General features: G+C 40.0%; 23 protein-coding genes and 3 pseudogenes. 22 read left to right on the top strand and 4 right to left on the bottom strand.

What is annotated here, in order from left to right; genetic code table 11:
• The first annotated feature begins 132 nt into the window (after positions 1–132).
• The 8 genes and pseudogenes from ETP43_RS17925 (at position 133) to ETP43_RS17630 (ending at position 5021) form a co-directional block, all read left to right on the top strand.
• Complete coding sequence (locus tag ETP43_RS17925) at positions 133–264, top strand: hypothetical protein (RefSeq protein ID WP_279222153.1); 132 nt, start codon at positions 133–135, stop codon at positions 262–264.
• Between the two features lie 238 nt (positions 265–502).
• Positions 503–1954: a sugar transferase gene (locus tag ETP43_RS09110; RefSeq protein WP_129257830.1), complete on the top strand. Its 1452-nt coding sequence runs from the start codon at positions 503–505 to the stop codon at positions 1952–1954.
• 438 nt (positions 1955–2392) lie between these two features.
• Positions 2393–2539 (top strand): annotated as a pseudogene (locus tag ETP43_RS18435) (phosphoglucosamine mutase); the annotation flags it as partial.
• A pseudogene (locus tag ETP43_RS09100) lies at positions 2533–2799 on the top strand (SIS domain-containing protein); the annotation flags it as partial. The pseudogenes ETP43_RS18435 and ETP43_RS09100, both read left to right, overlap by 7 nt.
• Positions 2800–3077: 278 nt before the next feature.
• Positions 3078–3422: a hypothetical protein gene (locus ETP43_RS09090; protein ID WP_118610515.1), complete on the top strand. Its 345-nt coding sequence runs from the start codon at positions 3078–3080 to the stop codon at positions 3420–3422.
• Positions 3423–3485: 63 nt separating this feature from the next.
• Positions 3486–3737, top strand: coding sequence for a hypothetical protein (locus ETP43_RS09085; RefSeq protein WP_243114243.1), 252 nt, complete (start codon positions 3486–3488; stop codon positions 3735–3737).
• A 125-nt stretch (positions 3738–3862) separates the two neighbouring features.
• Entirely contained in the window at positions 3863–4246 is a 384-nt protein-coding gene (gloA2, locus tag ETP43_RS09080; protein ID WP_129257829.1) for an SMU1112c/YaeR family gloxylase I-like metalloprotein, read from the top strand.
• Between the two features lies 1 nt (position 4247).
• Complete coding sequence (locus ETP43_RS17630) at positions 4248–5021, top strand: hypothetical protein (protein WP_243114242.1); 774 nt, start codon at positions 4248–4250, stop codon at positions 5019–5021.
• A gap of 585 nt (positions 5022–5606) precedes the next feature.
• On the opposite strand, the pseudogene ETP43_RS09070 reads toward ETP43_RS17630, so the two are convergent.
• Positions 5607–5828: pseudogene (locus tag ETP43_RS09070) on the bottom strand (transposase domain-containing protein); the annotation flags it as partial.
• Here ETP43_RS09070 and ETP43_RS09065 point away from each other — a divergent pair.
• The 11 genes from ETP43_RS09065 (at position 5773) to ETP43_RS09015 (ending at position 15975) form a co-directional block, all read left to right on the top strand.
• Positions 5773–6048: a hypothetical protein gene (locus ETP43_RS09065; protein WP_243114359.1), complete on the top strand. Its 276-nt coding sequence runs from the start codon at positions 5773–5775 to the stop codon at positions 6046–6048. The pseudogene ETP43_RS09070 and the gene ETP43_RS09065 sit on opposite strands and share 56 nt — an antisense overlap.
• On the top strand, positions 6039–6836 hold the full coding sequence (locus tag ETP43_RS09060) for a YecA family protein (RefSeq protein ID WP_129257828.1): 798 nt from the start codon (positions 6039–6041) through the stop codon (positions 6834–6836). Before ETP43_RS09065 ends, ETP43_RS09060 begins: the two co-directional genes overlap by 10 nt.
• Positions 6809–7285, top strand: coding sequence for a hypothetical protein (locus tag ETP43_RS09055; RefSeq protein WP_129257827.1), 477 nt, complete (start codon positions 6809–6811; stop codon positions 7283–7285). The genes ETP43_RS09060 and ETP43_RS09055 overlap by 28 nt, the downstream gene beginning before the upstream one ends.
• Positions 7286–7763: 478 nt before the next feature.
• Positions 7764–8747, top strand: coding sequence for an Rpn family recombination-promoting nuclease/putative transposase (locus ETP43_RS09050; RefSeq protein WP_164979667.1), 984 nt, complete (start codon positions 7764–7766; stop codon positions 8745–8747).
• A 401-nt stretch (positions 8748–9148) separates the two neighbouring features.
• Positions 9149–11017, top strand: a complete 1869-nt coding sequence (locus tag ETP43_RS09045) for a polysaccharide biosynthesis protein (RefSeq protein ID WP_129259551.1) — start codon at positions 9149–9151, stop codon at positions 11015–11017.
• Between the two features lie 258 nt (positions 11018–11275).
• On the top strand, positions 11276–11986 hold the full coding sequence (locus tag ETP43_RS09040; protein ID WP_164979665.1) for an immunoglobulin-like domain-containing protein: 711 nt from the start codon (positions 11276–11278) through the stop codon (positions 11984–11986).
• 37 nt (positions 11987–12023) lie between these two features.
• A complete protein-coding gene (locus ETP43_RS09035) occupies positions 12024–12728 on the top strand; it encodes a CpsD/CapB family tyrosine-protein kinase (protein ID WP_129257824.1) in 705 nt (234 codons plus the stop codon).
• Between the two features lie 3 nt (positions 12729–12731).
• On the top strand, positions 12732–13457 hold the full coding sequence (locus ETP43_RS09030; protein ID WP_129257823.1) for a YveK family protein: 726 nt from the start codon (positions 12732–12734) through the stop codon (positions 13455–13457).
• A 15-nt stretch (positions 13458–13472) separates the two neighbouring features.
• The gene (gene srtB, locus ETP43_RS09025) at positions 13473–14255 is read left to right on the top strand and encodes a class B sortase (RefSeq protein WP_129257822.1); all 783 of its coding nucleotides are present in this window, start codon (positions 13473–13475) and stop codon (positions 14253–14255) included.
• Positions 14245–15252, top strand: coding sequence for an LCP family protein (locus tag ETP43_RS09020; protein ID WP_129257821.1), 1008 nt, complete (start codon positions 14245–14247; stop codon positions 15250–15252). The genes srtB and ETP43_RS09020 overlap by 11 nt, the downstream gene beginning before the upstream one ends.
• Before the next feature lie 54 nt (positions 15253–15306).
• Positions 15307–15975, top strand: a complete 669-nt coding sequence (locus tag ETP43_RS09015) for a hypothetical protein (RefSeq protein WP_129257820.1) — start codon at positions 15307–15309, stop codon at positions 15973–15975.
• Positions 15976–16135: 160 nt separating this feature from the next.
• Here ETP43_RS09015 and tnpC read toward each other — a convergent pair whose 3' ends face one another.
• The 3 genes from tnpC to ETP43_RS09000 all read right to left on the bottom strand — a co-directional run bounded on the left by tnpC (position 16136) and on the right by ETP43_RS09000 (position 18763).
• On the bottom strand, positions 16136–17764 hold the full coding sequence (gene tnpC / locus ETP43_RS09010) for an IS66 family transposase (protein WP_129257819.1): 1629 nt from the start codon (positions 17762–17764) through the stop codon (positions 16136–16138).
• A 272-nt stretch (positions 17765–18036) separates the two neighbouring features.
• Positions 18037–18393 carry an IS66 family insertion sequence element accessory protein TnpB gene (gene tnpB / locus ETP43_RS09005; protein ID WP_117526118.1) on the bottom strand — a complete coding sequence of 119 codons (357 nt, stop codon included), beginning with the start codon at positions 18391–18393 and terminating at the stop codon, positions 18037–18039.
• On the bottom strand, positions 18386–18763 hold the full coding sequence (locus tag ETP43_RS09000) for a hypothetical protein (protein WP_118710427.1): 378 nt from the start codon (positions 18761–18763) through the stop codon (positions 18386–18388). The genes tnpB (ETP43_RS09005) and ETP43_RS09000 overlap by 8 nt, the downstream gene beginning before the upstream one ends.
• A 241-nt stretch (positions 18764–19004) precedes the next feature.
• On the opposite strand from ETP43_RS09000, the gene tnpB (ETP43_RS08995) reads away from it, so the two are divergent.
• The 3 genes from tnpB (ETP43_RS08995) (at position 19005) to ETP43_RS08985 (ending at position 22885) form a co-directional block, all read left to right on the top strand.
• Positions 19005–19298: an IS66 family insertion sequence element accessory protein TnpB gene (gene tnpB, locus ETP43_RS08995; RefSeq protein ID WP_164979767.1), complete on the top strand. Its 294-nt coding sequence runs from the start codon at positions 19005–19007 to the stop codon at positions 19296–19298.
• A gap of 361 nt (positions 19299–19659) precedes the next feature.
• The gene (locus tag ETP43_RS08990; RefSeq protein WP_129257817.1) at positions 19660–21735 is read left to right on the top strand and encodes a CHAT domain-containing protein; all 2076 of its coding nucleotides are present in this window, start codon (positions 19660–19662) and stop codon (positions 21733–21735) included.
• Between the two features lie 31 nt (positions 21736–21766).
• Positions 21767–22885 carry a toll/interleukin-1 receptor domain-containing protein gene (locus tag ETP43_RS08985; RefSeq protein ID WP_129257816.1) on the top strand — a complete coding sequence of 373 codons (1119 nt, stop codon included), beginning with the start codon at positions 21767–21769 and terminating at the stop codon, positions 22883–22885.
• The last annotated feature ends 26 nt before the right edge of the window (positions 22886–22911 follow it).

Here is a 22911-nt window from a genome sequence, read left to right as displayed (position 1 = left end):
TTTTATACTCCAAGTAATGTTTCAAAAAACACATAATTAATATTGGTAGAAGCATGTGATTACGAAACAGCAACTCTGAAGAAGTATTATGAAAGGGAGAACCTTCCACGAGACATGGGAGGAGAGGAACAAATGAGCAAATCCAAAGAAAACAGCAGAAATATCCATGTGAATAACGAAAAACGAAAGCATACACTGAACGTCCGGTGGCCACTGATGGTATATGACCTGATTGTGTATGCAGTCGTAGTAATGCTGACTTAGCTAGGTTCCTTAGTATGATTCTTATGATTTGTCCTTAGAGGAAACCAATCGTATTTCCAGTGGGAATATATATAATAAAGTGGTTTCCTGGATGCTCCGGATTAATGCTCTTCTTTGTGTAGCAATAATCCTATCTAGTTTTAAATCACTCAAATTTGAAGGCAATTTCTACAATTGTGGGGACGATTGTAGATTAACAAATAGATTACAAAAAAATGGAAGAGGAAAGAAAAAATCCATGTATAGAAAAGATTCTGAAGGATGGTTAAAACACACAGATTTTATAATCTTAGACATGATCTGTTTGCAATTAGCGTATGTTCTGGCATATGCAATTAGCGGATATGGATTTAATCCATATGAAACAATTATTTATCGAAATATGGCAGTTTTCCTTGAACTGGCAGATCTGGTTATGATTTTTGCATATGGCACCATGAAAAGCGTGTTAAAGAGAGGATACTATCGTGATTTTGTAGTTACGTTAAATCATGCGATTATGGTAGGTGCCTTAGCGGTTTTATATTTATTCCTGCTTCATGAAGGGCAGGACTTTTCAAGATTAACATTGATGCTGACCATAATAATTTATTTAGTAATGACGTATGTTGTCAGAGAACTTTGGAAAAAACTTCTGCGAAAACAGATGAAAGATGGCGGAGAACGTAAACTACTGATTGTAACATCAGAAGATGTGGCTGAACAAGTAGTGTTAAGTATGCAGGAAAACAATTATGCCAGATTCTCATTGGCTGGTGTAGCTGTAATTGATGCGGACTGGACTGGAAGAGAAATTCATGGAGTTCCGGTAGTTGCCAACGAAGAGACTACAGCAATGTATGTATGTCAGGAATGGATTGACGAAGTTCTGATTGTTGTTTCAGAAGTTCTTCCGTATCCGTCAGAGTTAATTGAGCAATTATCAGAGACAGGAGTAACCATTCATCTTAATCTTGCAAAGATCACAAGTGTGCCAGGGAAAAAACAGTTTGTGGAAAAGGTTGGTAATTACACAGTCCTTACGACAAGTATTAATTATGCATCAACCAGACAGTTAATGTTAAAACGATTGATGGATATTGCGGGTGGATTAGTTGGATGTATTTTTACCGGAATCATTTGTATTTTTGTCGGACCGGCAATTTATATTGCATCACCGGGACCAATTTTCTTTGCTCAGGAGCGAGTTGGAAAGAATGGAAAGAAATTTAAAATGTACAAGTTCCGCAGTATGTATATGGATGCCGAAGAACGTAAGGCAGAGCTTATGAAAGATAACAAACTTGGAGATGGAAAGATGTTTAAACTGGACTTTGATCCTCGTGTTATCGGAAATAAGATACTTCCAGATGGGACACATAAGACAGGAATCGGTGATTTTATCAGACGAACAAGTTTAGATGAATTTCCGCAATTCTTTAACGTATTACGTGGCGATATGTCGATTATAGGTACTCGCCCACCCCTTATTTCAGAAACGAATCTGTATGAGCTTCACCATCGTGCAAGGCTGGCAATTAAGCCTGGAATCACCGGCATGTGGCAGGTAAGTGGACGAAGTGATATTACTGATTTTGAAGAGGTAGTTCGTCTTGATAAAGAGTATATCACAAACTGGGACATTGGGCTAGATATAAAAATATTGTTTAAAACGATATTGGTAGTCTTTAAGAAAGATGGATCAATGTAAATCCTACAAGCAGCTTATTTTATAGAGAGAATAAGCTGCAAAAGGATAAATATAGATAAGTTGTAAATAGGGTATTTGGAAGGTGATGCGTCATATTATGTTATTGATAAAGTGAATGCAAAGCGGAAAATTCTTTGGGTGCATAGTAATTTTGACAATATTAAGAAAAATGAAGATGCATCTGTTTATAAGGAATATTTTCGTGAAGCTGATAATATTGGTTATGATGTTTATGGTCTTAGTGAGTGTCCAAAGGATAAGAATGATAAAGCAAATAATACCAATTTTATTAAATATATTTATATGAAACCGTATCCTGGAAAAGGTAAAATTAGAGGAGCAGGTTGGGTGGCAGATCAATTTCTTGGCTTTCATACATATAATGCTTTTGTTAAAGCCGTGAAAGATATTTTGACTGCTTCTGGCGCAGATGCCTATGGCTGCCGTATCGGTGGTGAGCAAAGTGGCCATATCATCTTCTCCAAATACGCCAGCACCGGCGACGGCATCCTGACCAGTCTGAAGATGATGGAAGTCATGCTGGCTAAGAAGAAGCCGATGAGTGAACTGGCAGCACCAGTGCACACGATGTGTTCTTCGTAGGTCGTGGCATTGACTATGCTGTCTGCTTGGAAGGTAGTTTGAAACTGAAAGAAATCAGCTACATTCACTCGGAGGCATATGCAGCTGGTGAACTGAAGCACGGGACCATCAGTCTGATTGAGCAGGGAACACTGGTCATCGGCGTGCTGACCCAGAGCGAACTCTATGAAAAGACTATCAGCAATATGTTGGAGTGCAAGAGCCGTGGTGCTTATCTGATGGGGCTCACTACTTACAATTATTGCTTCGCTTGGGTACATTTCAGCTATCGGACATCTTCTACAACACAGTCGGCGGAGTGCTCGGTGGATTGATGTATTGTGTGGTGATGAAGGCAAGAAAACATCTATAAAACTGGATGAAATTGTGATATACTGAAAGCGGTAGCTCCCTACGCTGCTCGGATAATCACACACCTCTCCGTGGTGAGCAGCAGGCAACGATCTTACAATCGGCGAAGATGTGAGAAAAGATAGTTGAAAATGAATCATACTACCCAAAAGAATAGGGGGTGTGTATTATGGGAATCTTGTCACTCTTTCAAAGAAAACAGAAAAATACACAAGTAGTTCTAAAAAGTAATACTTCTTTGGAAAGAGCAGCAGACAGTATTCTTAGCCAAAGAGGAAAGCAAATAGTAGATGGACTAAACAAACCCACAGCAAGTACCGGAACTCCGATGGATAAATTACATGGTGGAGCAAAAAGGATGGCTCAAATGTCAAACATAGGTGGTGGCTCAAAAGCAACTGGTGGAGGTGGTGTTGATGAAGGAATGAAAGCAATGCTACAATACACACAGGCCAACACTGTGAAAAAGATGGTGTCGCAGAGCGAGAAGAAAAAGATTTCAGGTAAGAAGTAATATTGCCCTCACCCAAACACAGTGCTATACTTAAACCACTAAAAAGGAAAGAGGTTATCACCTATGCCCAGAACAAAAGGCAGCAAAAACCGTCCCAAAACTACCTATACCGACTACGCATCTCAGATCACGGAGAAGCAGGAATCTATCACTTCCCTGACTGCTGAGATTTCATCCATCACCGCAAACATTGACACTTTGAAGACTGCTCTGAAGAAGGCCGAAAAAGAAGTGGCATCCCTGGAATCGAAGAAGGCAAAGGCAGATGCTAAGGCCGCTGAAGAAGCTGCTGGCCAGCGGCATGAGTGCGGATGAAATCCTCGAAAAACTGAAATAAGATCGGTCGTGTGGACAAACTGAACTCCAGAAGTTCACACGGTTTTTTTGAAGGTCACTATATAGTTTATAACGGAAATAAAAGAAATGGAGTGTGACATAAAATGAATTTATCAAAAATACATCATATTGCAATCATCGTATCTGACTATAAAGCAGCTAAGGATTTCTATGTGAACAAGCTGGGCTTCTCTGTTATCAGAGAAAACTACCGTCCAGAGCGTAAAGATTGGAAGCTAGATCTGCGTGTTAACGAACACACAGAGCTGGAGATTTTTGCAGAAGAAAACCCGCCGAAGCGTGTGAACCGCCCGGAGGCCTGTGGGCTGCGTCACCTTGCATTTTGTGTGGAGAGCGTGGAGCAGACAGTGAATGAGTTGGCAGAGGTAGGAATTGAATGTGAGCCAATTCGTGTGGATGATTACACCGGCAAGAAGATGACTTTCTTCCATGACCCGGACGGACTGCCGTTGGAGCTGCATGAGTAAAATGAAGAAAACAAGAAAACCAGGCGGTGGCCGGAAGAAGTTGAAGCCAGAGTACGATGCCGGGAAAAATCTGAAAGAGCAGATGGAAAGTGCTGTGGCACTTTATGATTCTGAGATGTCCTTGCAGGCCATCGGCGAAGAACTGGGATTAAATCCAATCAAAGTAAGAAAGCTGCTCATCACGGCCGGTGTGTATGAATCTGAAGTGGCGGAGAAGGTGCAAGCTACCTTTCAAGAATACCGTGAAACACAAGACTACAAAACCTCCATACTCTCAACTGCAAACACTCTGAAACTTTCCAAAGCCTCCGTCACCTCGTACCTGCCATATCGGAAAGGTGTGTACTTCCCAAGCACAGCAGAAAAAGGGAAGATCAGTGTCGGAGCAGAGCGGCAACGGAGATACAGAGCAATGAAGCGGTGGAGGGGTGATCCGACAGAAGAAAACTTCTGGGGCATGGTTGTGTCCTATGCCGGGATAGGATTTAAAACCTACTCTGGATTGCCATTCTCTTACGAAATTAAAAAAGGCAGGAACGGTGAGTACACAAAAGAGCTGTGGATCGACCGCCGGGAGAAGAGTAAAAGTCTAGCGTGGAGTTCAGTGCTGCTGGCGCTGAAGAATATTAAGGGAGAAGTGGTAGACCGCCCGAAAGCTCTGGGCGATATCCGGGGAGTGACTTACATCTACGGAATGTTCTATCGGTTTGGATTGATCGATGTGCCGGATGAAGTGAAGGAGAAGATGGGGCATCCTAAAGACCGCAAAAAATAGGTTGCTATGAGCAAAAGTCTACGGTAAGATGTGCCGTAACTGAGGATGTGAATCTCAGTTGGGAAGGATGGTAGCATTATAGAAAAATTGAAGAAAATGCTGGAAGAGTATTTGAAGAAAACGGAACCAGAGTATTATCCGCCAGTAGAGAACCAGAGATGAACGGTATAAATATGCGTGAAACGGAATGATATCATCTAGGGGTACTTCGTACCGTTAAAAATGGAATAGCCGTTCCGCAGTAGCGGAACTGGCATTCCGTTTAAGCATAATTTGCAGGGAACGCCCGGGAGCACGTTTCTTACTCATAATGAAACCTCCAAATGTAGTAAATTTCTACATCCTATCAAGCGGAGTGTAGTAAAAATCTATTTACTATCATTATGAGTTTAAAAACGTAGACAGTAAAGCTACCCAAGATTTAAGCGCTTACTTTAAAACGGCAACTGGATTACCATTCCGATATAAATTAAAGGTCGGTAAAAACGGAGAGTATAACAGAGAGTTGCTGATAGACCGAAGAGAGAAGAGTAAGAGTCTTGCCTGGAGTAGTTAAGCAATCTGGTGACAGCTCATGAGAACAAGTTAGTGACATCTCATGAGGTCAGTAACAGTTTCTGACCAAGGCAGAAGCTCTTCCAGAAAATTGCTATTTTTATCATCCATATGTTTTGGTATCTCTGTCAGCAGATATTCAAAATACTCATATGGCTTCAGCTGGTTTGCCTTCGCTGTTTCGGCTATACTGTAGATGATCGCAGAACTGGTGGCTCCATTGACGGTATCGATCATTTCCCAGTTCTTTCGATTATGTTCTACAGAGCATAACAAGAAGAACTGGATGACGATCAACACAGTACGTGGAGCCCAGGCAAGTGCAATGATCTACAGTATTACCGAAACGGCCCGTGCGAATGGCCTGAATGTTTATTACTATGTAAAGCATTTGCTGGAGGGCCTGCTGGAGATTGAACTTGCCGATGGAAGCATTGATGAAAAAGAATTAGAACAGCTGATATGGAATTGAGAGAAGATATTCTGCAGGAATTAAAGGAACAAAAACAGAAAGCCATATATAATCAGGAAGAATGGTTGGCTAATGAATTATGGTGTCTGATAGAAGTATATAACATACACAAAAATTATCTTGCTATGTTTCAACTGTTGAAATCAGGTAAATATGAAGAAGCATGGCGGGTGATGAATCGAATTGATATATCAATGGGAAATCTCAGAATAAATTTTGGCGAGGGGATGAATCATTATAATTTGACGTTTATTAATCAAATTATAAAATATTATGAGAAGGTATTTCCGGACTTTGTATATACGAGCAGGGAAGGGATTATCAAGTCAGAAAAGTGTTCTATTTGTGGAGAAAAAGTATCATTACGAGGGGGATGCAGTCATGTCCCGGGGAAATTGTATATGGGGGAGCTATGTTTAAGAGAAGTAACAGATTATGAGATCATTGGCGTGGCAATCGTTAAGCATCCATTAGATAAATATGCTATATTAAAGCTGGAGGGGCAGGAGTATAATTATCAAGTATTGGATTATTTAATGAGAAAATTAGATAGTCCATTTAGACCATGGTATATAGAAGAATTAAAGAGAAAACGACCGGAGTTTATGAACGTTGGGAGAAATGAAAAGTGTCCCTGCGGTTCAGGAAACAAATATAAAAGGTGTTGTTATAACACTCCCAAAGAATACGGTCTTCATTATAGGATCACTTTGCTGGGTGGTGAAAAAATGAAAGAAGAAGCTATCGAATATTCAGGAAGATGGGTAGAAAAACAAGCGATAAAATAACAGTAATGAAAGGTGAAAGAAAAATGTTTCAATCTGACGTAGTACAAGACTTGAAAAAAATTTATAAACAGGCAGCCGAATACTCAAAACGAAAAAATCATATAGATTTTTATATTTGCTTAAAAAGTTTTTTGGAAAAAGAAGCGTGCGCTACTGGAAATAAGGATCAGACATTGCAACAATACATGATTGCATCAAAGGCTTATATTGAAAGTGATCTACTGACATTTTGTATTAGCGTGATAGCGTTACTCGTGTCTATTTTTACGATGACAAATATTAAATGGAATATGTCAAAGGGGATTAATATAATTCTTATGGTTGCTTTAATAATAATTGTTTCTGCTTGGACAATATATCATCATATACAGAATAGAAAATTAAAAGAAATCTATTTGGTATTAGAGAACGACAAGTTGAAAACATGTACAGTTATGAATACGATCTGAGTTTGTACATGGGAGTGTGAGCTCATTAGTGGGCAGTAATGCACAGGCAGAGCTTGGAAAGTTGTCATCAGAAGTAGATAGCTATGTTCGCAGGGCATTGAGAAAGGCATTTTCCGATGAAAATATTAATTATGAAGAAACAACGGAAGATAAGAAACGCGTGCGAGAGTATTTGAGAAACCATTGGCCGTGCTGAGAAACCAGAATGGATACTTTGGTGATGATGGAAGTCTGCTTTATGTTTGGGAAGATGTTCTTATATACATCTGGTACCAAGAGGATAAGAGAAATCTTTTACCGTCAGCATATTGACAATCGCAAATCATATTGCTATAGTAGATACAACATATCTGGGAAGCAATTCTTCAACCATTCGGTTATCTGATTCCCCATATGAAAAAAGAAAATCTGGAGGAACAGAGAACGGAATGTCTGGGCAGGAAGCTCTGTTCCTTGTAGAAAGGAAAGGAGCATGCCTATGGGAAAGGTGGATACAGTCACCAAGGCCTATATGAGAAAAAACAACATTTTTGCAGATGCATTTAATTACCTGATCTATGAGGGAAAACCGGTCGTTGATCCGGAACGGCTGAGAGAACTTGATACAACAGAGATTGCCCTGCCGTTTGGTTCGCAGGAAAAGGAAAATGGGCAGTCGGATGATCTGGTTCAGAAGTATCGTGATATTTTGAAATCCGCAGTTGTGATGCAGGAAGATGAGGTCGCATATATCCTGCTTGGAATCGAGAATCAGACAGACATCCACTATGCGATGCCTGTCCGGAATATGATATACGATGCCCTACAATACGGAAAGCAGGTCGCAGATACTGCTGCGAATCACAGAAAAAGTGATAAGAGTTTCAGAAAACGTACAAGTGGGGAATATTTATCCGGATTTTACAAAGAGGATGTATTAAAACCTGTAGTCACGCTTGTGATACATTTTGGAGCGGACGAATGGGATGCGCCGTTATCGTTACATGAGATGATGGGAAGCCAGAACGAAAAACTGATGCACTATGTCCAGGATTACCGGATCCATCTGATCGACCCGGCGAAGCTTACCGAAAAGGATCTGAAAAAGTTTACGTCCAGTCTGCGGGAAGTGATAGAGTATATTAAATATTCGAAAGATAAAGAAAAATTATCGAGAATCTTAAAAGGCAATTCACGGATGCTGATAGACCGTGAGGCAGCGCTGGTGATAAAAGCAATCACGAATACAGCGATAGAAATTTCAGAAAAAGAGGAGAAGATTGATATGTGTAAAGCAATTGATGATATGCTGAGCGAGAGAGAGGCTAGAGGAGAGATAAGGGGGATTGAGATCGGAGAACTCCGGATGCTGGTTAAACAGGTAAAAAGGGGACGGCTAACGATAGAGGAAGCGGCTGAAGATGTAGCAATGAGCGTGGAAAAGTTCAGAAATGTGACAGATGATATGTTGAAGGAAGGTTAGAGATGTGACACCATAAAAGAGTCTGAGTGAAAGAGTAACGTTGATTTTCTTTGCTATGTGTGATATCATGTTGGTAAATATACACGAACCGGGGAAGGTAGTGTAAAAGCAAAGGAAGATACCAGGGCCACGGGAAACCGTGGCCTTGATGTTTTTATACACGAAAAATTTTAAAATATATGATCGGAGGTATTGCCATGATCAGATGTCGTCTTTCAGAGATCCGCAGTTTGAGCGAATAAGAAAATATTTGGAAAATGATGAACTTTAGATAGCCAATGCAGCCCAGGCATCAGGGAAAGATAAAGGACGATTATTGCCATTTGGCATGTTGAATGGTAATATTAAAATATCTTATGAAAAATGTAGATTTTTATACTGACTGGAAAAGAGAAAACAATATGTGGGAAAAAACAATAAGAGGATTAAAAAATCCTAAAAAACGAATAAGGGTTTCACTGCTCATCTTATACGATATTCTGGTAATAGGGATATCCGAATATATGGCGCTTTTGATCCGGTTTGAATTTCGCCCGGGAATGATTAAAAAAGTATTTCTGGAATCGATGATTCAATATACACCGGTGAATATTGGGTGTACATTGGTAATATTTGCGTTGTTTAGTTTATACGAAAGTCTCTGGCGTTACGCCAGTGTGACAGAACTTTTAAATCTTACACTGGCATGTATTGTGTCGTCCATGTTGCAGTTGGTAGGAATGTATATGATGGGATATCATCTTCCAAGATCTTATTATATTCTCTATCTGCTGATTTTACTTCCACTGATGATGGCGGGAAGGTTTTCGTATCGACTGCTCCGAATTTTTAAACAGAGAGTATATACAGATCGTCTGGAAAAACCGATTATTACAATGGTAATCGAGGCTGGGGATGCAGGAACTCTGATTATTAAAGAACTGCAGTCCAGTTATCATCTGAGCAACAAAGTAGTCTGTATTATTGATGATAATCCGCAGAAAAAGAATACAAAATTGCTCGGTATTCCGATTGTCGGAGGCAGGGAAGAAATTCTGAATGCGGTAAAGCATTATAAAGTGCAGGAAATTATCGTGGCGATTCCAACCATGCATCCAAAAGATAAAAAAGAACTGCTGGAATGCTGCAAGGACAGCGGCTGTAAGCTAAGAATTCTTCCGGGAGTTTATCAGTTAATTAATGAAGAGGTCAGTATCGCGAAGCTGCGGGAAGTTGAGATTGAGGATCTTCTGGGAAGAGATCCGGTGGAGACAAACCTGGAATCGGTATTACAATATGTACAGAATAAAAGAGTATTGATTACCGGCGGGGGTGGTTCTATTGGAAGTGAACTCTGCCGACAGATTGCTGCGCATCATCCGGCGCTGCTGATAGTTGTGGATATTTATGAAAATTCAGTATATGATATTCAACAGGAACTGAAGAGAGATTACCCGGAGCTGAATCTGGTAGTCCTGATCGGGTCAGTAAGAAATACTCACAGAATAAACAGTATTTTTGAAAAGTATCATCCGGAACTGGTGTATCATGCAGCTGCTCATAAACATGTACCGTTGATGGAAAGCAGTCCTAATGAGGCAATCAAAAATAATGTGTTTGGAACACTGAATACGGCAAAGGCGGCATCAGAAAATGGATGCAGACGTTTTATACTGATATCTACAGATAAAGCGGTCAATCCTACAAATATTATGGGAGCCTCTAAAAGAATCTGTGAGATGATCATACAGACATTGAATATGACCAGCAAAACAGAATTTGTTGCTGTTCGTTTTGGAAATGTGTTAGGAAGTAACGGAAGTGTGATTCCACTGTTTCGAAAGCAGATAGAGGAGGGCGGCCCCGTTACAGTGACAGATAAAAATATTATCCGATATTTTATGACGATTCCGGAGGCAGTATCTCTGGTATTACAGGCTGGAGCGTATGCTAAGGGTGGAGAGATTTTTGTGCTGGATATGGGTGAACCTATGCGGATAGATGATCTGGCACGAAATTTGATAAAATTGTCTGGACTCAAACCAGATGAAGATATTAAGATTGAATATACAGGGCTTCGCCCGGGAGAAAAATTGTATGAAGAACTTCTGATGGCAGAAGAAGGGTTACAAAAAACAGCGCATGAAAAAATATTCATTGGAAAGCCTCTGGAATTTGACCGGGAAGAATTTTTGAAACAGTTGCAGGAGTTGAAAAAAGAGGCTTATCAGGATGGAGAACATATTCGGGAATCTGTAAGGGCAATCGTGAGTACATACAGATATCAGTAAAAAATAAAATGCAAAATAATGAAGATCTTATATCTATCCGATTTTATGGAAATTTGGTCTGATAAAAGTGCCGGAACAGACAGAAAAACAGATAGAAGCGTTGGAAGATGAAAATGTACAGGCTGATCAGGAAAGGTTTTGAATAAATTGCTTGACAAAAGAAGAAAGTTATTACAGAATAGTAATGCGTAATTTTCCATGGGTTTATTATGTTTACTTGTGGTATTGAAAAATAGTAAAATAAGAAGGGAAAGAGGTATGGATAACGGACGAGGCAAAAAATGGTTAGTTGCTTTGTTAGCAGTAATTACTGTAGCTGCTGTTGGAGCATGTCTGTATCTGGTTATGAACAGGGATAAGACCCCGCCTGTGATTTCAATTGCAGATGATGGATTTATATATAACCAGAGTATGAGCAGAACAGATTTACTTGCAGGAGTAACTGCGCAGGATGACCGTGACGGTGATGTAACTGATCAGATTGTGGTAGAACAGGTAACGGTTAGTGAGGATGGTGCAACGGCAAGTATTACATATGCAGTAACAGATAACAGCAAAAACGTTGCTAAAAAAGTAAGAGAAGTACCTTGTAGTGATGAAGTGACTCAGCAAACAGCAGAAGAGTCTGTACAGGAAGAACAGGAGACAGAGACAACTACAGAAACAACAGATAATACGGAAGCAGATGTCCAGGATGAGGAAACAGAACCGCAGACTAATCCGGAAGCACCGGTAATTACATTGACAGATAAAGAAATAACAGTAGAGAAAAATTCCAGTTTTACAGTTCTGAAATATGTAAAAGAAATTACGGATGATAAAGATACTCAGAAGCGACTGTATAATAATATTGAAGTAAAAGGACATGTAGATATATCGACATCTGGTGAGTATGATCTGATATATTTTGTGACTGATAGTGATGGAAACCGCTCCAATGAAGCAGAGCTGAAAGTGACTGTACAGTAGCAAAAAGGAAAAGTACAATAGATAAGGAGAAAAACCAGTGAATAAACTGTTTATAAACGAAGATGAAATAATGAGCCAGCAGGCAAGAGAAGCATTTCGTAGTTTTCGAAGTAATATTGAGTTTACCGGTGTGGATAACAGAGCAATCGTGATTACCAGCTGTCTTCCGGCAGATGGAAAAAGTACAGTTTCATTACGTCTTGCTATGACTTTTGCGGAGTCTGAGAAAAAGACTGTGCTGGTAGACGCAGATATGCGCCGTTCTGTTCTGATGCGGAGAGTTCGAGCAGAAGGAGACAATACATCAGTTGGACTCAGCCATGTGCTTTCTGGACAAAAAAGTGTTACAGAGGCACTTTACGAAACTAATTTAAAAAATTTGTATGTGATTCCATCGGGAAAATTCCCGACAAATTCGACAGAGCTTCTTGGAAATTCCAGATTTGAAGAACTGATTATTGCATTGAAAAAGACATTTGATTATGTAATCGTGGATACACCGCCGCTTGGAAGCGTGGTTGATGCGGCAGTTGCTGCCAAACGATGTGATGGAAGTGTTTTGGTTATTTCCGAGGGAAAAGATTCCAGAAAAATGGCAAAAAGCGTACTGGAACAGTTAAAGGCGGCAAATTCGAATTTTCTTGGAGTTGCAATGAATAATGTAGAAGTTCGAAAAAATAGTTATTATTATAAACGGTATTACAATTATTATAGCCACGATAAAAGTATGAAGGAGGACTAGAAGATGAAAGAGAATATGTACGATGAGGATACAATAGATCTTCTGGAACTTGCTCGTGTATTGTTGAAAAAATGGTGGCTGATTTTATTATCGGCTGTTTTTGGCGGAGCACTTGCATTGCTGGTTACAATAACAATGATCAATCCACAGTATCAGTCTAATGCAATGCTGTACATTCTTTCGAAGACAACGACAGTAACTTCTCTGGCTGATCTACAGTTGGGTAGTGAGCTGACAGCTGACTTTGAAGTGATTGCAAAAAGTAAACCGGTATTGGACAGTGCGATTGAAAAACTGAAAACGGAAAGTGATAAAAAATTTACCAGAGATGAACTGAATCAGATGCTTTCTGTGAGTAATAAATCAGATACACGTATTCTGGTGATTTCAGCTACCAGTACAGATCCGACAGACGCAAGTCTTGTAGCTAATGCAGTAGCAGAAGCTACTGCTGAGCAGATGGCATACATTATGAAATCAGATGAACCGACAACAGTGGAAAAGGCGGAAGTGGAAAGCACACCGGTAAGTCCGAGCCTCAAGAAAAATCTTCTCATGGGAATTCTGGCAGGTATGGTACTTGCATGTGGTGTTCTGGTGGTGGGCTACCTGATGAACGATACTATTAATACAGAAGATGATATCAAACGTTATCTGGATGCGCCTACGCTTATTATAATCCCGGCAGAAAAAGGTCTTGCTAAAAAAGAAAAACGAAGACGGAAATAAAGAGGGTGAAGTTCTATGAGTACAGGACGTAAAGTGCTGTTTTGTCTGTTTGCGATACTTTTTGTCGGTGCGCTTACTTATGGAGGTTTATATATCCATTCGCAGAGAGAACGGGAAAAAGTGTATCAGGATATGGAAACAGAAAAAGACCCTGTAGAAACAGAAGAAGAAAAAGTACAGATGACGGAAACAGAAGATATTGCACAGGAAGAAACTGTAAAACCGGATATTCCGGTGGATTTTGAAAAACTCCAGAAAGAGAATCCGGATATTTATGCATGGATTACGATTCCGGATACAGAGATTGATTATCCGGTTTTACAAAGTGAATCAGACGATACCTATTACCTTAATCATACGGTAGAAAAAAAGAAAGGACTTCCTGGTTCTATATACAGTGAAAGCCAGAATCGAAAGGATTTTTCAGATCCTAATACAGTTTTATATGGACATAATATGAAGAATGGTTCCATGTTTGCAGGGCTTCATAAATTTTCAGACGAAGATTATATGACAGAACATCAGAAAGTAATCATTTATACACCAGAACATATTCTGACCTATAAAGTTTTTGCAGCTGTAGTTTATGATAACAGACATATTTTGAATTGTTTTGATTATTCGAAAATATCTGGAAAGGAAGAGTTTTTGCAGAGCTTAAAAGACTCCAGAAATTTGTCAAATATATATATTGATACAAATATAGATGAAGGGGACAGACTTCTGACATTATCTACCTGTAACAGTAATACAGAGCAGAGATTTATCGTAGAAGCAGTATTGACAGATGAGCAATAGAAGAGAAAAACATAAGAAAAAAATATCGGGCAAGGCAGTTGTCTGTGTAACTTTGAGTCTTGTAATTGGTGTGGGTGCTGGATGGTTGACATGGAAATATAAAGATCAGACAGAAAAAGCAGTCAGTACAGAAACAGAGCAGGTACAGACCACTGGTGATAATGTGATTTACGAGGGGAAAACTTATCAGTATAATAAGAACCTCACCAATATTCTGTTTATGGGAGTTGATAAGGAGGCACAGGTGCTTACCGGCGATATTCCCGGAACAGCGGGGCAGGCAGATTGCATTATGATTTTGTCTTTGAATCAATCAGATAAGACATGCAAAGTTCTTCAGATTTCCCGGGATTCAATGACTGGTATTGATATTTATGACAGTTCAGGCAACTATTATACGTCGATCAATGCGCAGTTGGCAACACAGTATGCGTATGGAACTGGTGGTGAAAACAGTTGCTGGGCAATGAAAAAAACAGTAAAAGAATTGCTTTACGGATTGCCGATTGAAGGTTTTTTTTCTATGAGCATTGAGGGAATTGGTACGTTTAATGATGCACTTGGAGGTGTGACGCTTACAGTTCCGGAAGATTATACGAATATTGACCCTGCTTTTGAGCAGGGAGCGGAAATTACCTTGTCAGGATCTCAGGCAGAAAAATATGTTCGAAGCAGAGATACAAATGTGGAAGGCAGCAACAATGGACGTATGGAACGGCAGGTACAGTTTGTCTCGGCACTGTTTTCTCAACTGAAAGAAATGGAAACAGCAAGTCAGATCAGCTATGAGTCTCTGTATCAGACGATGGAACCGTATCTTGTGACGGATTTATCGGTAGAACAGATCAAAGCAATGGCATCGTATACATATTTGCCCGATGAGACTGAATATGTGCCGGGAAAGGTTGTGCCAGGAGAAAAAAATGAAGAATTTCATGTGGACGAAGATGCGTTACAAAAATTAGTGCTTAAAATGTTTTACAAAGAAATAAAATAGTGATATAATAGCAACATATAGAGTTTATGCGCAACGAATGAGGAGGTATGCGAGATGAAAAAAATTTTAGCAGTATTATGTAGTGCAGTTTTGACTGTAGCTATGACAGTTACAGCATTTGCACAGCCAAGTGTAGTTGCCAGTGGTGTGGTAACGGGTATCAACAAAGCGGTTGATGCAGATGGTAATACAATTGGTGAAATTAAAATTGATCCAATTGAATCAAGATTTGATAACCTGACAGATGAGCAGAAAAAAGAAGTAGAAGCTATCAAAACTCTTGATAAACTGAAAGAAGTTCTTGGCGACAAATATCAGGATGGAATGTCCGTGGTAGATTTAAAAGATGTTTATCTGTATGGAGATGCAGATGTAAAATTCCCGATTACCATTACTTTTGATGTCCTTGGTGTAACTTCTTCTTCTAAAGTTGAAGTTCTGCATTATGATACTACAGCAAGTAAATGGGAAGTTCTGGAATCTTCTGTAGGAGAAGGTACTATTACAGCAACATTTAATTCCCTTTCACCGGTTGCTTTTGTGGTTGATAATCAGACAGCCGCAGCAATCGACAAAGCAAATGCAGGAACAACTACCGGAAGCAACACATCCACTGTTTCTCCAAAAACAGGTGAAGGCAATACCATGATGATGGTTGCAATGTTTGCAGCAATCGGACTTGCTGGAATGACAGTTGTAGCTGCAGGAAGAAAAAGAGCATAAATAAGGCGCATACGAGGAGCAGGGCAGTCGATGTCCTGCTCTTTTTGTGATTATATGAGGTTGTAATTTGATGGATTCTTTCGTATAATAAGCGAAGTAGTATAGTGAAATTGTGTAAACGTCAAACCATGCGCCTGACATTAAATGAAACGCCGCTTTTTTATGAGCGGCGTGGTTTCCTGCATTCGTCTGGAAGTTCTGATGACCAAGGCATCAGATCATCTAATTCCGCAGGATCTATATTTCCTTGTTTATCGCAGCGTTTCGGCAGCTCTGTGAGGATATACTTAAAGTAGTAATACGGCCGCAGGTTGTTCAGCTTCGCAGTTTCTGAAATGCTGTACACCAGTGCACTGGCATTCGCCCCGTTTGCGGTGTTGTGGAACATCCAGTTTTTCTTTCCGATGCAGAAGGTCCGGATCGCCCGTTCCGAAGCCGAGTTGTCAATGGGAACATCGCCGTCTTCCAGGAAAACTTTAAGATATTTTTCCTGGTTGATCAGGAAGTTCAGTCCCTGGGCCGTTTTTGATTTCGGCGGTACAGCACATTCCGCAACCTGTTGTTTTACCCACGCAAAGAATTCCTCAACCATCGGCCGGATCACCTCCTGCCGCTTTTGAAGACGTTCTTCCGACGAGAGCCCTTTTAGCTCCGTATCGATATTATAGAATCCTGCGATCTTTTGCAGTGCCTGATATGCAACCGACTGTTTGACCGCCTGTGGGTCTTTTTTATCGGCTGCTTTTACTGCATCTGCAAAATCGCGCCTTGCATGTGCCCAGCAGTTCGCGTTTGTTACCTCTGGGAGTTTCCTTTCAAGTACGTGGTACTGCTGGAGGCTGTCTGTTACAAGGATCCCTTTATAGTCCCGGTAAAAATCCAGAGGTTTGTGGTGGTCGCGCCCTTTCTGGTATTCATAGATCACGATGGGGCGCTCCTTATACAGTTCACCGGAACGGTGCACCCACATGTAACACTTGCTGTTGGGATGATCGCTGTCTGCGATCACCTGCGTCGGCGTTTCATCAGACTGTGTGACATGCAGCGACAGCAGTTCTGATTTCATCCGCTCAACAAAAGGTGCAAAGTATCTGTCAGCACATTTGATGATCCAGTTGGACATGGTCTGCCGGGATATCTTTACACCATTGCGCTCGAATTCCTGCTCGATCCGGTGAAGTGCGGATGAGTTTACATACTTTACGTTCAGGATAGCTGCCAGCAGGGACGGGGTCACAATGCTGTTCCGGAGCAGATCCTTTGGCCTTTCTCCGCGGATGAATTCGTCCTGATGGTCACCGTCAGTCCCAACATATACTTCGACCGTATGAACCTCAACGGTCCATGATGCCGGCTCGTAGCGAAGCCTCTTATAGATCTCACTTGGAATCTGACGCCAGTTGCCATCGCCATAGAAGGCATCCAGTTCTTCTTTGGAAACATGATACGGTGGAAGGATCTCTACCGGGAAATCTTTCAGGTCCAGATCCCGTTTTCCTTTTTTCTTCTGACTCCGTTTGGTGGGCAGGATCTCATCTGCAGAAGGTTCTGGAACTGATGCATCATATGCGGCTTCTGCTTCATCAAAAAAGGAAAGCTGTCCGTCGATCGATTTTAAAGTTTCCGTATGTTTGCCAAAACGATAGCTGTTGGCGAGGCGTACCTGTTCGATCAGTTTTTCTATGTTCTGGTTCAGCATATCCAGCTGTCCCTGCATGGAAAGAACCATGGTAATCAGTTCCTCGCGGCTGCAGTTATTCAGTTCAGTAAGTGTATGTTTATGATCCATTGTCCCGCTCCTTTTCACTGTATCCATTATAACAGAAACAACGGAAAATGGCGAATTTCCAAGAATGACGTTTTCGTCATTATGCCTATGTGCCAAAAAGCCGTATAACGTCCATAAACATAAGAAAATATAGTATTTTCAAGGTTCAAAAAATTTATTTTCAATCATTCTCAGATGCACTGAGTGCGTCTGGAAAGAGTGAAAACCTATGTTACAACGACTGATTTTTGACCTGATGAAAACGCTGAAAAAATCTCTGTTTTGCACAAAAGTCAGAGTGCTCTTTTCGGATGGACCTCTTTGATCTTTGGATCCAGTGGGTTCAGTCCGAGCATCAGATACTGGAACTGTTCCTCTGTAAGTTCTGCAGCTTCCTGTTCTGTCCTGGGCCAGGTCAGGGATCCGTCTTCTAAGCGTTTGTACAGAAGCAGGAATCCATCTCCCATCCAAAGCAGACCTTTGATCCGGTCGGATCTTCTTCCGCAGAAAAGAAAAAGAGTTCCTTTTTCAAAAGGATTCTGATGGTATCTGTCACCGATGATCATGGACAGTCCGTCAATGCCTTTCCTCAGATCAACATATCCGCAGGCGAGTACAACCCTGCGGATTCCTGCTGCATCGTTAAGCATGACGGATCACCTGGAAGATCCTGTCAAGCAGGGCTTCCGAAATATCGTTAGATATCGCAATGGATAAAGCACCATTTTTGATGATGGCAGCCGGAGGTTGTTCCTGAAAGGAGTGTATCGGTTCTTCCTGCCTGCTTAACGGAACAGAGATCTCAGCAAACGTGATTTCCGGAGATGAAGTGGCTGGTGGCATCTGCATTTGCTCATACGCTTCTTTGCGGAATTTTCGGAGCCAGTAATAATAAGATTTTTCTTTGATACCATTATCGGCAAGCCATTGCTTCACGGTCATATTTTCCGGCCTTTGCTGACATTGTTCTATAATGTTCAGCCAGTTGGTGCGTCTTACATCATGAGTTGATTGGTCCATACTTTAGTCCTCCTCTAAAAAACTAGTTAGTTTTTTCGTACTTTTTAGAGTATCTCATAAATGCGCTGATCCGGCTAGGCGAGTGGTTTGACGTTTACGAAATTGTGAAAAAAGAGAAAGGATTACTGGCAGCGAATGAAAGGAATATAGACGGTGTGAATTTTTTTCTGTAAATTCAGATCTTCTATGATAATTGATGCGGCTTAACAGCAGATTTCTGGGTTAAGCCGTTGTTTATTTAATAGCAAAAAATGGTCTGGCGGCTATCATCAAATTAAAATTTCACCTCGACCCATACTCACGCTGCATGTTTGCGTTCTGCAACCGTCGGCGTACTTCTATAAAAATCCTTCAATGGGACGGATCCGGATTCTGGATCCTGATGAAACGGCTCGACCGTAATGCCTTCCACTGGCCGGATACTCCGGACGAACTCCGTCAGGTGACTCTGAAAGAGATCCACTGGCTGTGTGACGGGCTTTCCTTAAATCCCAGGGGTGCATTTGAGGAACACCATCCAAAGATCATCCTGTAAGCATAAGACAGCGGAGCTGTCAATCCCGTAAAAATCATGAAAAACATGGCATTTCCCAGGGTGTGCAACTTTTATTTTTCAGACACGCTCTAAAGCAAACCACCCGTTGGACGGGTGGTCCTGATTATAAGATGACTGGATTGACATGGGAATATATGTCGATAAATGTCGAGTGAATGTTAGAAATTATGTTGTATTAGGAGGGATGGAGGAGTAAGATGAAAAATAAGGTATAATTTAAAATCAAAAATGTCAAGTACACTTACGATTTCAATTTTGAGATTTACATTGCGTGTTTTGAATACTTTGAAATCGATAGTAGTGGATTGATTCCACTGGAATATAGAGAGGCGGATGCTAGATGAAGTACAATATTCCCAAATATTATAGATATGTAATTTTGTTTAAAAAAGAGGAAATGGAAGATGTAGAACCTATTATTAAAGTACCTAATTTGTCCGAACTGAGATCAATTAATAAAGGCAGACTGCATCTGTTTGATGAAGAATTACTCTCTATATTACCAGCGATAGAGTACTGTCTTCACATGCCACGAACAGAACTTGACACATATGATACAGATACGGAGATATTGGATAAGGAATATGATGTTTCTCATGATATAGTGATTGGACCAGAAAGATTAATATTTTCAAGGCTTGATTTATTTCAACCTACACTAATTATATATTCTGATGATTGTTCAGAAAAGATAAAAAATGAGGTGAAAAAGTGTAAGTCTGAATTGGGGGCTGTATCGGTATTAGAATTGTCGCAAAGATTGCTTATTAGTCAATGGAATACTCTTTTCGAGAATAGAGTTTTAAGAGACGGAGAAAAGCTGGAAGACATTAATAAGCAGTTTTTGTTAGATGGAGAAAAGCAATTAGTATTACCTGCGCTATATACAGCTAGGCAGTATGGAAAAGCAGATTCTGTGTATAACGATGTTTTTAATTCCACGAATGTATTTGAAACATGTGCAAAATTGATGTGGAATCAGCTAGTACATCACAATGCATTGATGTCCTGTAAAGATTTTGTGGGAACAGATGGGACAGAATTTAAAAAAATGTATGTAGAGGGTATGGAAAATGCAGAAAAGACAACAAGAGTAAATGTTGTTATTACAATGCCAGGTGTTCCGAGAAGACAGATAACTTATGGTGGTTTGGCATCAGAAGTGCCAAACGATGAAAAAAAGGTCATCAGATTATTAGGTGTACATCGGGCAATTGCCAAAAAAGCCTTGTTGATTGAATTGCCAATGGTAGAAAAAGAATTATTTGAAAAGCTTAATGAATTAGAGATTAATTGTATACAAGGAACAAATAATAAGTATGTGCATAAGATCCTGCGAGACATTGGAAAGATGCTTGAAAGGAAGTTTACGAAGGCGCAATTGTGGGTAATAAATTGGTCGAAACATATTACTGTGTTTTCGGATTTTCCAATTGGATTAGCAATAATAGGAAACGCTAATACATCGCTGCAATGCTATAAGGAGATCTCTTATAGACCGTTAAGTCCACTGACAAGGTGCTTCCAAAATGAGATGGTTAAGCATAAACAATTGTTTTATGGCGCTCAATGCAAAATTGCATTTGCTGAATGTGTACTAAATGATGAACAGAATCAGGGAATTAGAGCTTGCTCTGATGCCATTGTCAATGTGTTGAAAGGATTGATCAAAGAAAATAAGAAATTGCAAGTTTCATACGGTGAAACATTGACAATATCTGATTTGAAAAAGTTTATTGCTGACAACATGGATGCAGATATTTTGCATATATCAGGGCATGGTTATTATGATCAAAGGAGTAACATGGCAGGACTGATGGTAGGAAATGAATTTTGGATGGCTGACGGGAATGATTATACGGTTCCACCAGTTGTGGTTTTAAGTGCATGTCATGTTAGTCCGAGAGGAAGCGGAACGGTGAATGTTGCAGATATGTTTATTCGTGCAGGGGCAGAAGCGGTATTAGGAACTTTTATTCCGATAGATGCAAAGAGAAATACGGTGTTGATTAGCCGTCTTTATACATATATAGCTGAAGCACAAAAAGGAAGCGAGCAGTATAAAACTTTGTCAGAAGCGTGGTCAGGTGTGGTTGCAACTAATGCTATTCATGAAATGGCGGAGACATCTAAAAAATTTTCTGAATGGATTTGGGGGATAAACAGTAAAGGCAAGAGACGAATGATAGATTTTACGATGGAAAGAAGTGTTGGAAGACTACACGGTTCAACAATGTATGCAGATACTATTTTGATTGTAAAAGAAATGCTTCATGAAGAAGGTCTGGATGGGAAATTTGACGATGTTCTTAATCAAGAAAATTATTTTCCGGAGTCATTTTTTTATCAATGGGTAGGTGTTCCGGAGAATATTTTTTTGTATAATGAAGTGTTTGCAGAAACAATGGATTTATAGGAAACGGATGACTTGTTAAAGATTCTACGGCTTGCTAGTTGGCGTGGTGGATGGTAAAATTAAAAGTACAGAGAAAGAAGGAATATTAATGAAAACAGGTATGCATAAGATATTTATTTCACACTCCAGTAAAGATGCAGAGTATGTAAGAGAAATTGTAAATTTATTGGAAGTGTTGGGACTCAGAAAAGATGAAATTGTCTGTTCATCAATGCCGCCATATTGTGTTCCATTAGATAATAAGGTGTATGACTGGCTGATAAATGAATTTCAGCAGAATAAACTTCGTGTTATATATATTCTTTCTGAAAATTATTATGCGAGTGCAGCTTCGCTGAATGAGATGGGTGCAGCCTGGGCGCTGAAACAGGAATGGACAGGAATTTTGTTGCCGGGGTTCTCTTTTGATGATATTACGGGTTGTATAGATAAGACTCGGATAGGTATAAAACTTGATGATACAGATAAAGATACATTAAATTATCGACTGGAAGAATTAAAAGATATTCTTGTAGAAGAATTTGGACTGCGCAGTATGCCACCGATAATATGGGAGCGAAAACGGAATGAATTTCTGAGAAACATAGAATTAATTACAAAAGGTGCAGGTGATAATGGGAAAACATTATTGACACGATTTTCTGATTTTATCGAGAAAGGAAAAACCTTTGATCTGCTTGGAGACTATACAGAATTTTGCGATATCAAATCGTGTGTAAATAAGGAAGCCCAGAATATTATAAAGATAAATACATATCAGAATGGTTTTGATGCAAAGGTGGAAGTTGATGATGAAAAAGAACTGAATCAAGAGGGATTTGCTATGGCTTTCTTTAAATATGTGCCCTGTGAGAACTGGAGAGAGTTTCGGGAATCCGGCTATCATCTGGAGTTTGACGCTGCAGGTACAGAAAATCTCCATACAGTACAATTAGAGGTAAAAAACAGTGAGGGATATAAAATCATAGATGAACCGCTGTATGTCAGTACAATGGAAAGTCATTTCAGCATACCGCTTTCTAAAAAAATGAGAGACAGTTCAGTGTGGGAAAGCGTGTCAGAACTGTGTTTTACGATGCTTTTTAATAAAGACTGTGTTACTGGAAATAAGTGGACACTGAGTGTCAGAAATCTGAAACTTTCAAAATAATCCATTGATGGAAGACGGGACGGCGT

It is taken from the genome of Blautia faecicola, from assembly GCF_004123145.1.
Lineage (GTDB): Bacteria > Bacillota > Clostridia > Lachnospirales > Lachnospiraceae > Oliverpabstia > Oliverpabstia faecicola.
Note: the sequence above shows the minus strand (reverse complement) of the source record. Positions and strands in the feature narration are given on the sequence as shown.

What these genes read in the sequence shown, in the direction of transcription:
- ETP43_RS17925 (WP_279222153.1), top strand. Translation starts at nt 133, where the DNA reads ATGAGCAAATCCAAAGAAAACAGCAGAAATATCCATGTGAATAACGAA.
- ETP43_RS09110 (WP_129257830.1), top strand. Translation starts at nt 503, where the DNA reads ATGTATAGAAAAGATTCTGAAGGATGGTTAAAACACACAGATTTTATA.
- ETP43_RS09090 (WP_118610515.1), top strand. Translation starts at nt 3,078, where the DNA reads ATGGGAATCTTGTCACTCTTTCAAAGAAAACAGAAAAATACACAAGTA.
- ETP43_RS09085 (WP_243114243.1), top strand. Translation starts at nt 3,486, where the DNA reads ATGCCCAGAACAAAAGGCAGCAAAAACCGTCCCAAAACTACCTATACC.
- gloA2 (WP_129257829.1), top strand. Translation starts at nt 3,863, where the DNA reads ATGAATTTATCAAAAATACATCATATTGCAATCATCGTATCTGACTAT.
- ETP43_RS17630 (WP_243114242.1), top strand. Translation starts at nt 4,248, where the DNA reads ATGAAGAAAACAAGAAAACCAGGCGGTGGCCGGAAGAAGTTGAAGCCA.
- ETP43_RS09065 (WP_243114359.1), top strand. Translation starts at nt 5,773, where the DNA reads ATGATCGCAGAACTGGTGGCTCCATTGACGGTATCGATCATTTCCCAG.
- ETP43_RS09060 (WP_129257828.1), top strand. Translation starts at nt 6,039, where the DNA reads ATGGAATTGAGAGAAGATATTCTGCAGGAATTAAAGGAACAAAAACAG.
- ETP43_RS09055 (WP_129257827.1), top strand. Translation starts at nt 6,809, where the DNA reads ATGGGTAGAAAAACAAGCGATAAAATAACAGTAATGAAAGGTGAAAGA.
- ETP43_RS09050 (WP_164979667.1), top strand. Translation starts at nt 7,764, where the DNA reads ATGGGAAAGGTGGATACAGTCACCAAGGCCTATATGAGAAAAAACAAC.
- ETP43_RS09045 (WP_129259551.1), top strand. Translation starts at nt 9,149, where the DNA reads ATGTGGGAAAAAACAATAAGAGGATTAAAAAATCCTAAAAAACGAATA.
- ETP43_RS09040 (WP_164979665.1), top strand. Translation starts at nt 11,276, where the DNA reads ATGGATAACGGACGAGGCAAAAAATGGTTAGTTGCTTTGTTAGCAGTA.
- ETP43_RS09030 (WP_129257823.1), top strand. Translation starts at nt 12,732, where the DNA reads ATGAAAGAGAATATGTACGATGAGGATACAATAGATCTTCTGGAACTT.
- srtB (WP_129257822.1), top strand. Translation starts at nt 13,473, where the DNA reads ATGAGTACAGGACGTAAAGTGCTGTTTTGTCTGTTTGCGATACTTTTT.
- ETP43_RS09020 (WP_129257821.1), top strand. Translation starts at nt 14,245, where the DNA reads ATGAGCAATAGAAGAGAAAAACATAAGAAAAAAATATCGGGCAAGGCA.
- ETP43_RS09015 (WP_129257820.1), top strand. Translation starts at nt 15,307, where the DNA reads ATGAAAAAAATTTTAGCAGTATTATGTAGTGCAGTTTTGACTGTAGCT.
- tnpC (WP_129257819.1), bottom strand. Translation starts at nt 17,764, where the DNA reads ATGGATCATAAACATACACTTACTGAACTGAATAACTGCAGCCGCGAG.
- tnpB (WP_117526118.1), bottom strand. Translation starts at nt 18,393, where the DNA reads ATGCTTAACGATGCAGCAGGAATCCGCAGGGTTGTACTCGCCTGCGGA.
- ETP43_RS09000 (WP_118710427.1), bottom strand. Translation starts at nt 18,763, where the DNA reads ATGGACCAATCAACTCATGATGTAAGACGCACCAACTGGCTGAACATT.
- ETP43_RS08990 (WP_129257817.1), top strand. Translation starts at nt 19,660, where the DNA reads ATGAAGTACAATATTCCCAAATATTATAGATATGTAATTTTGTTTAAA.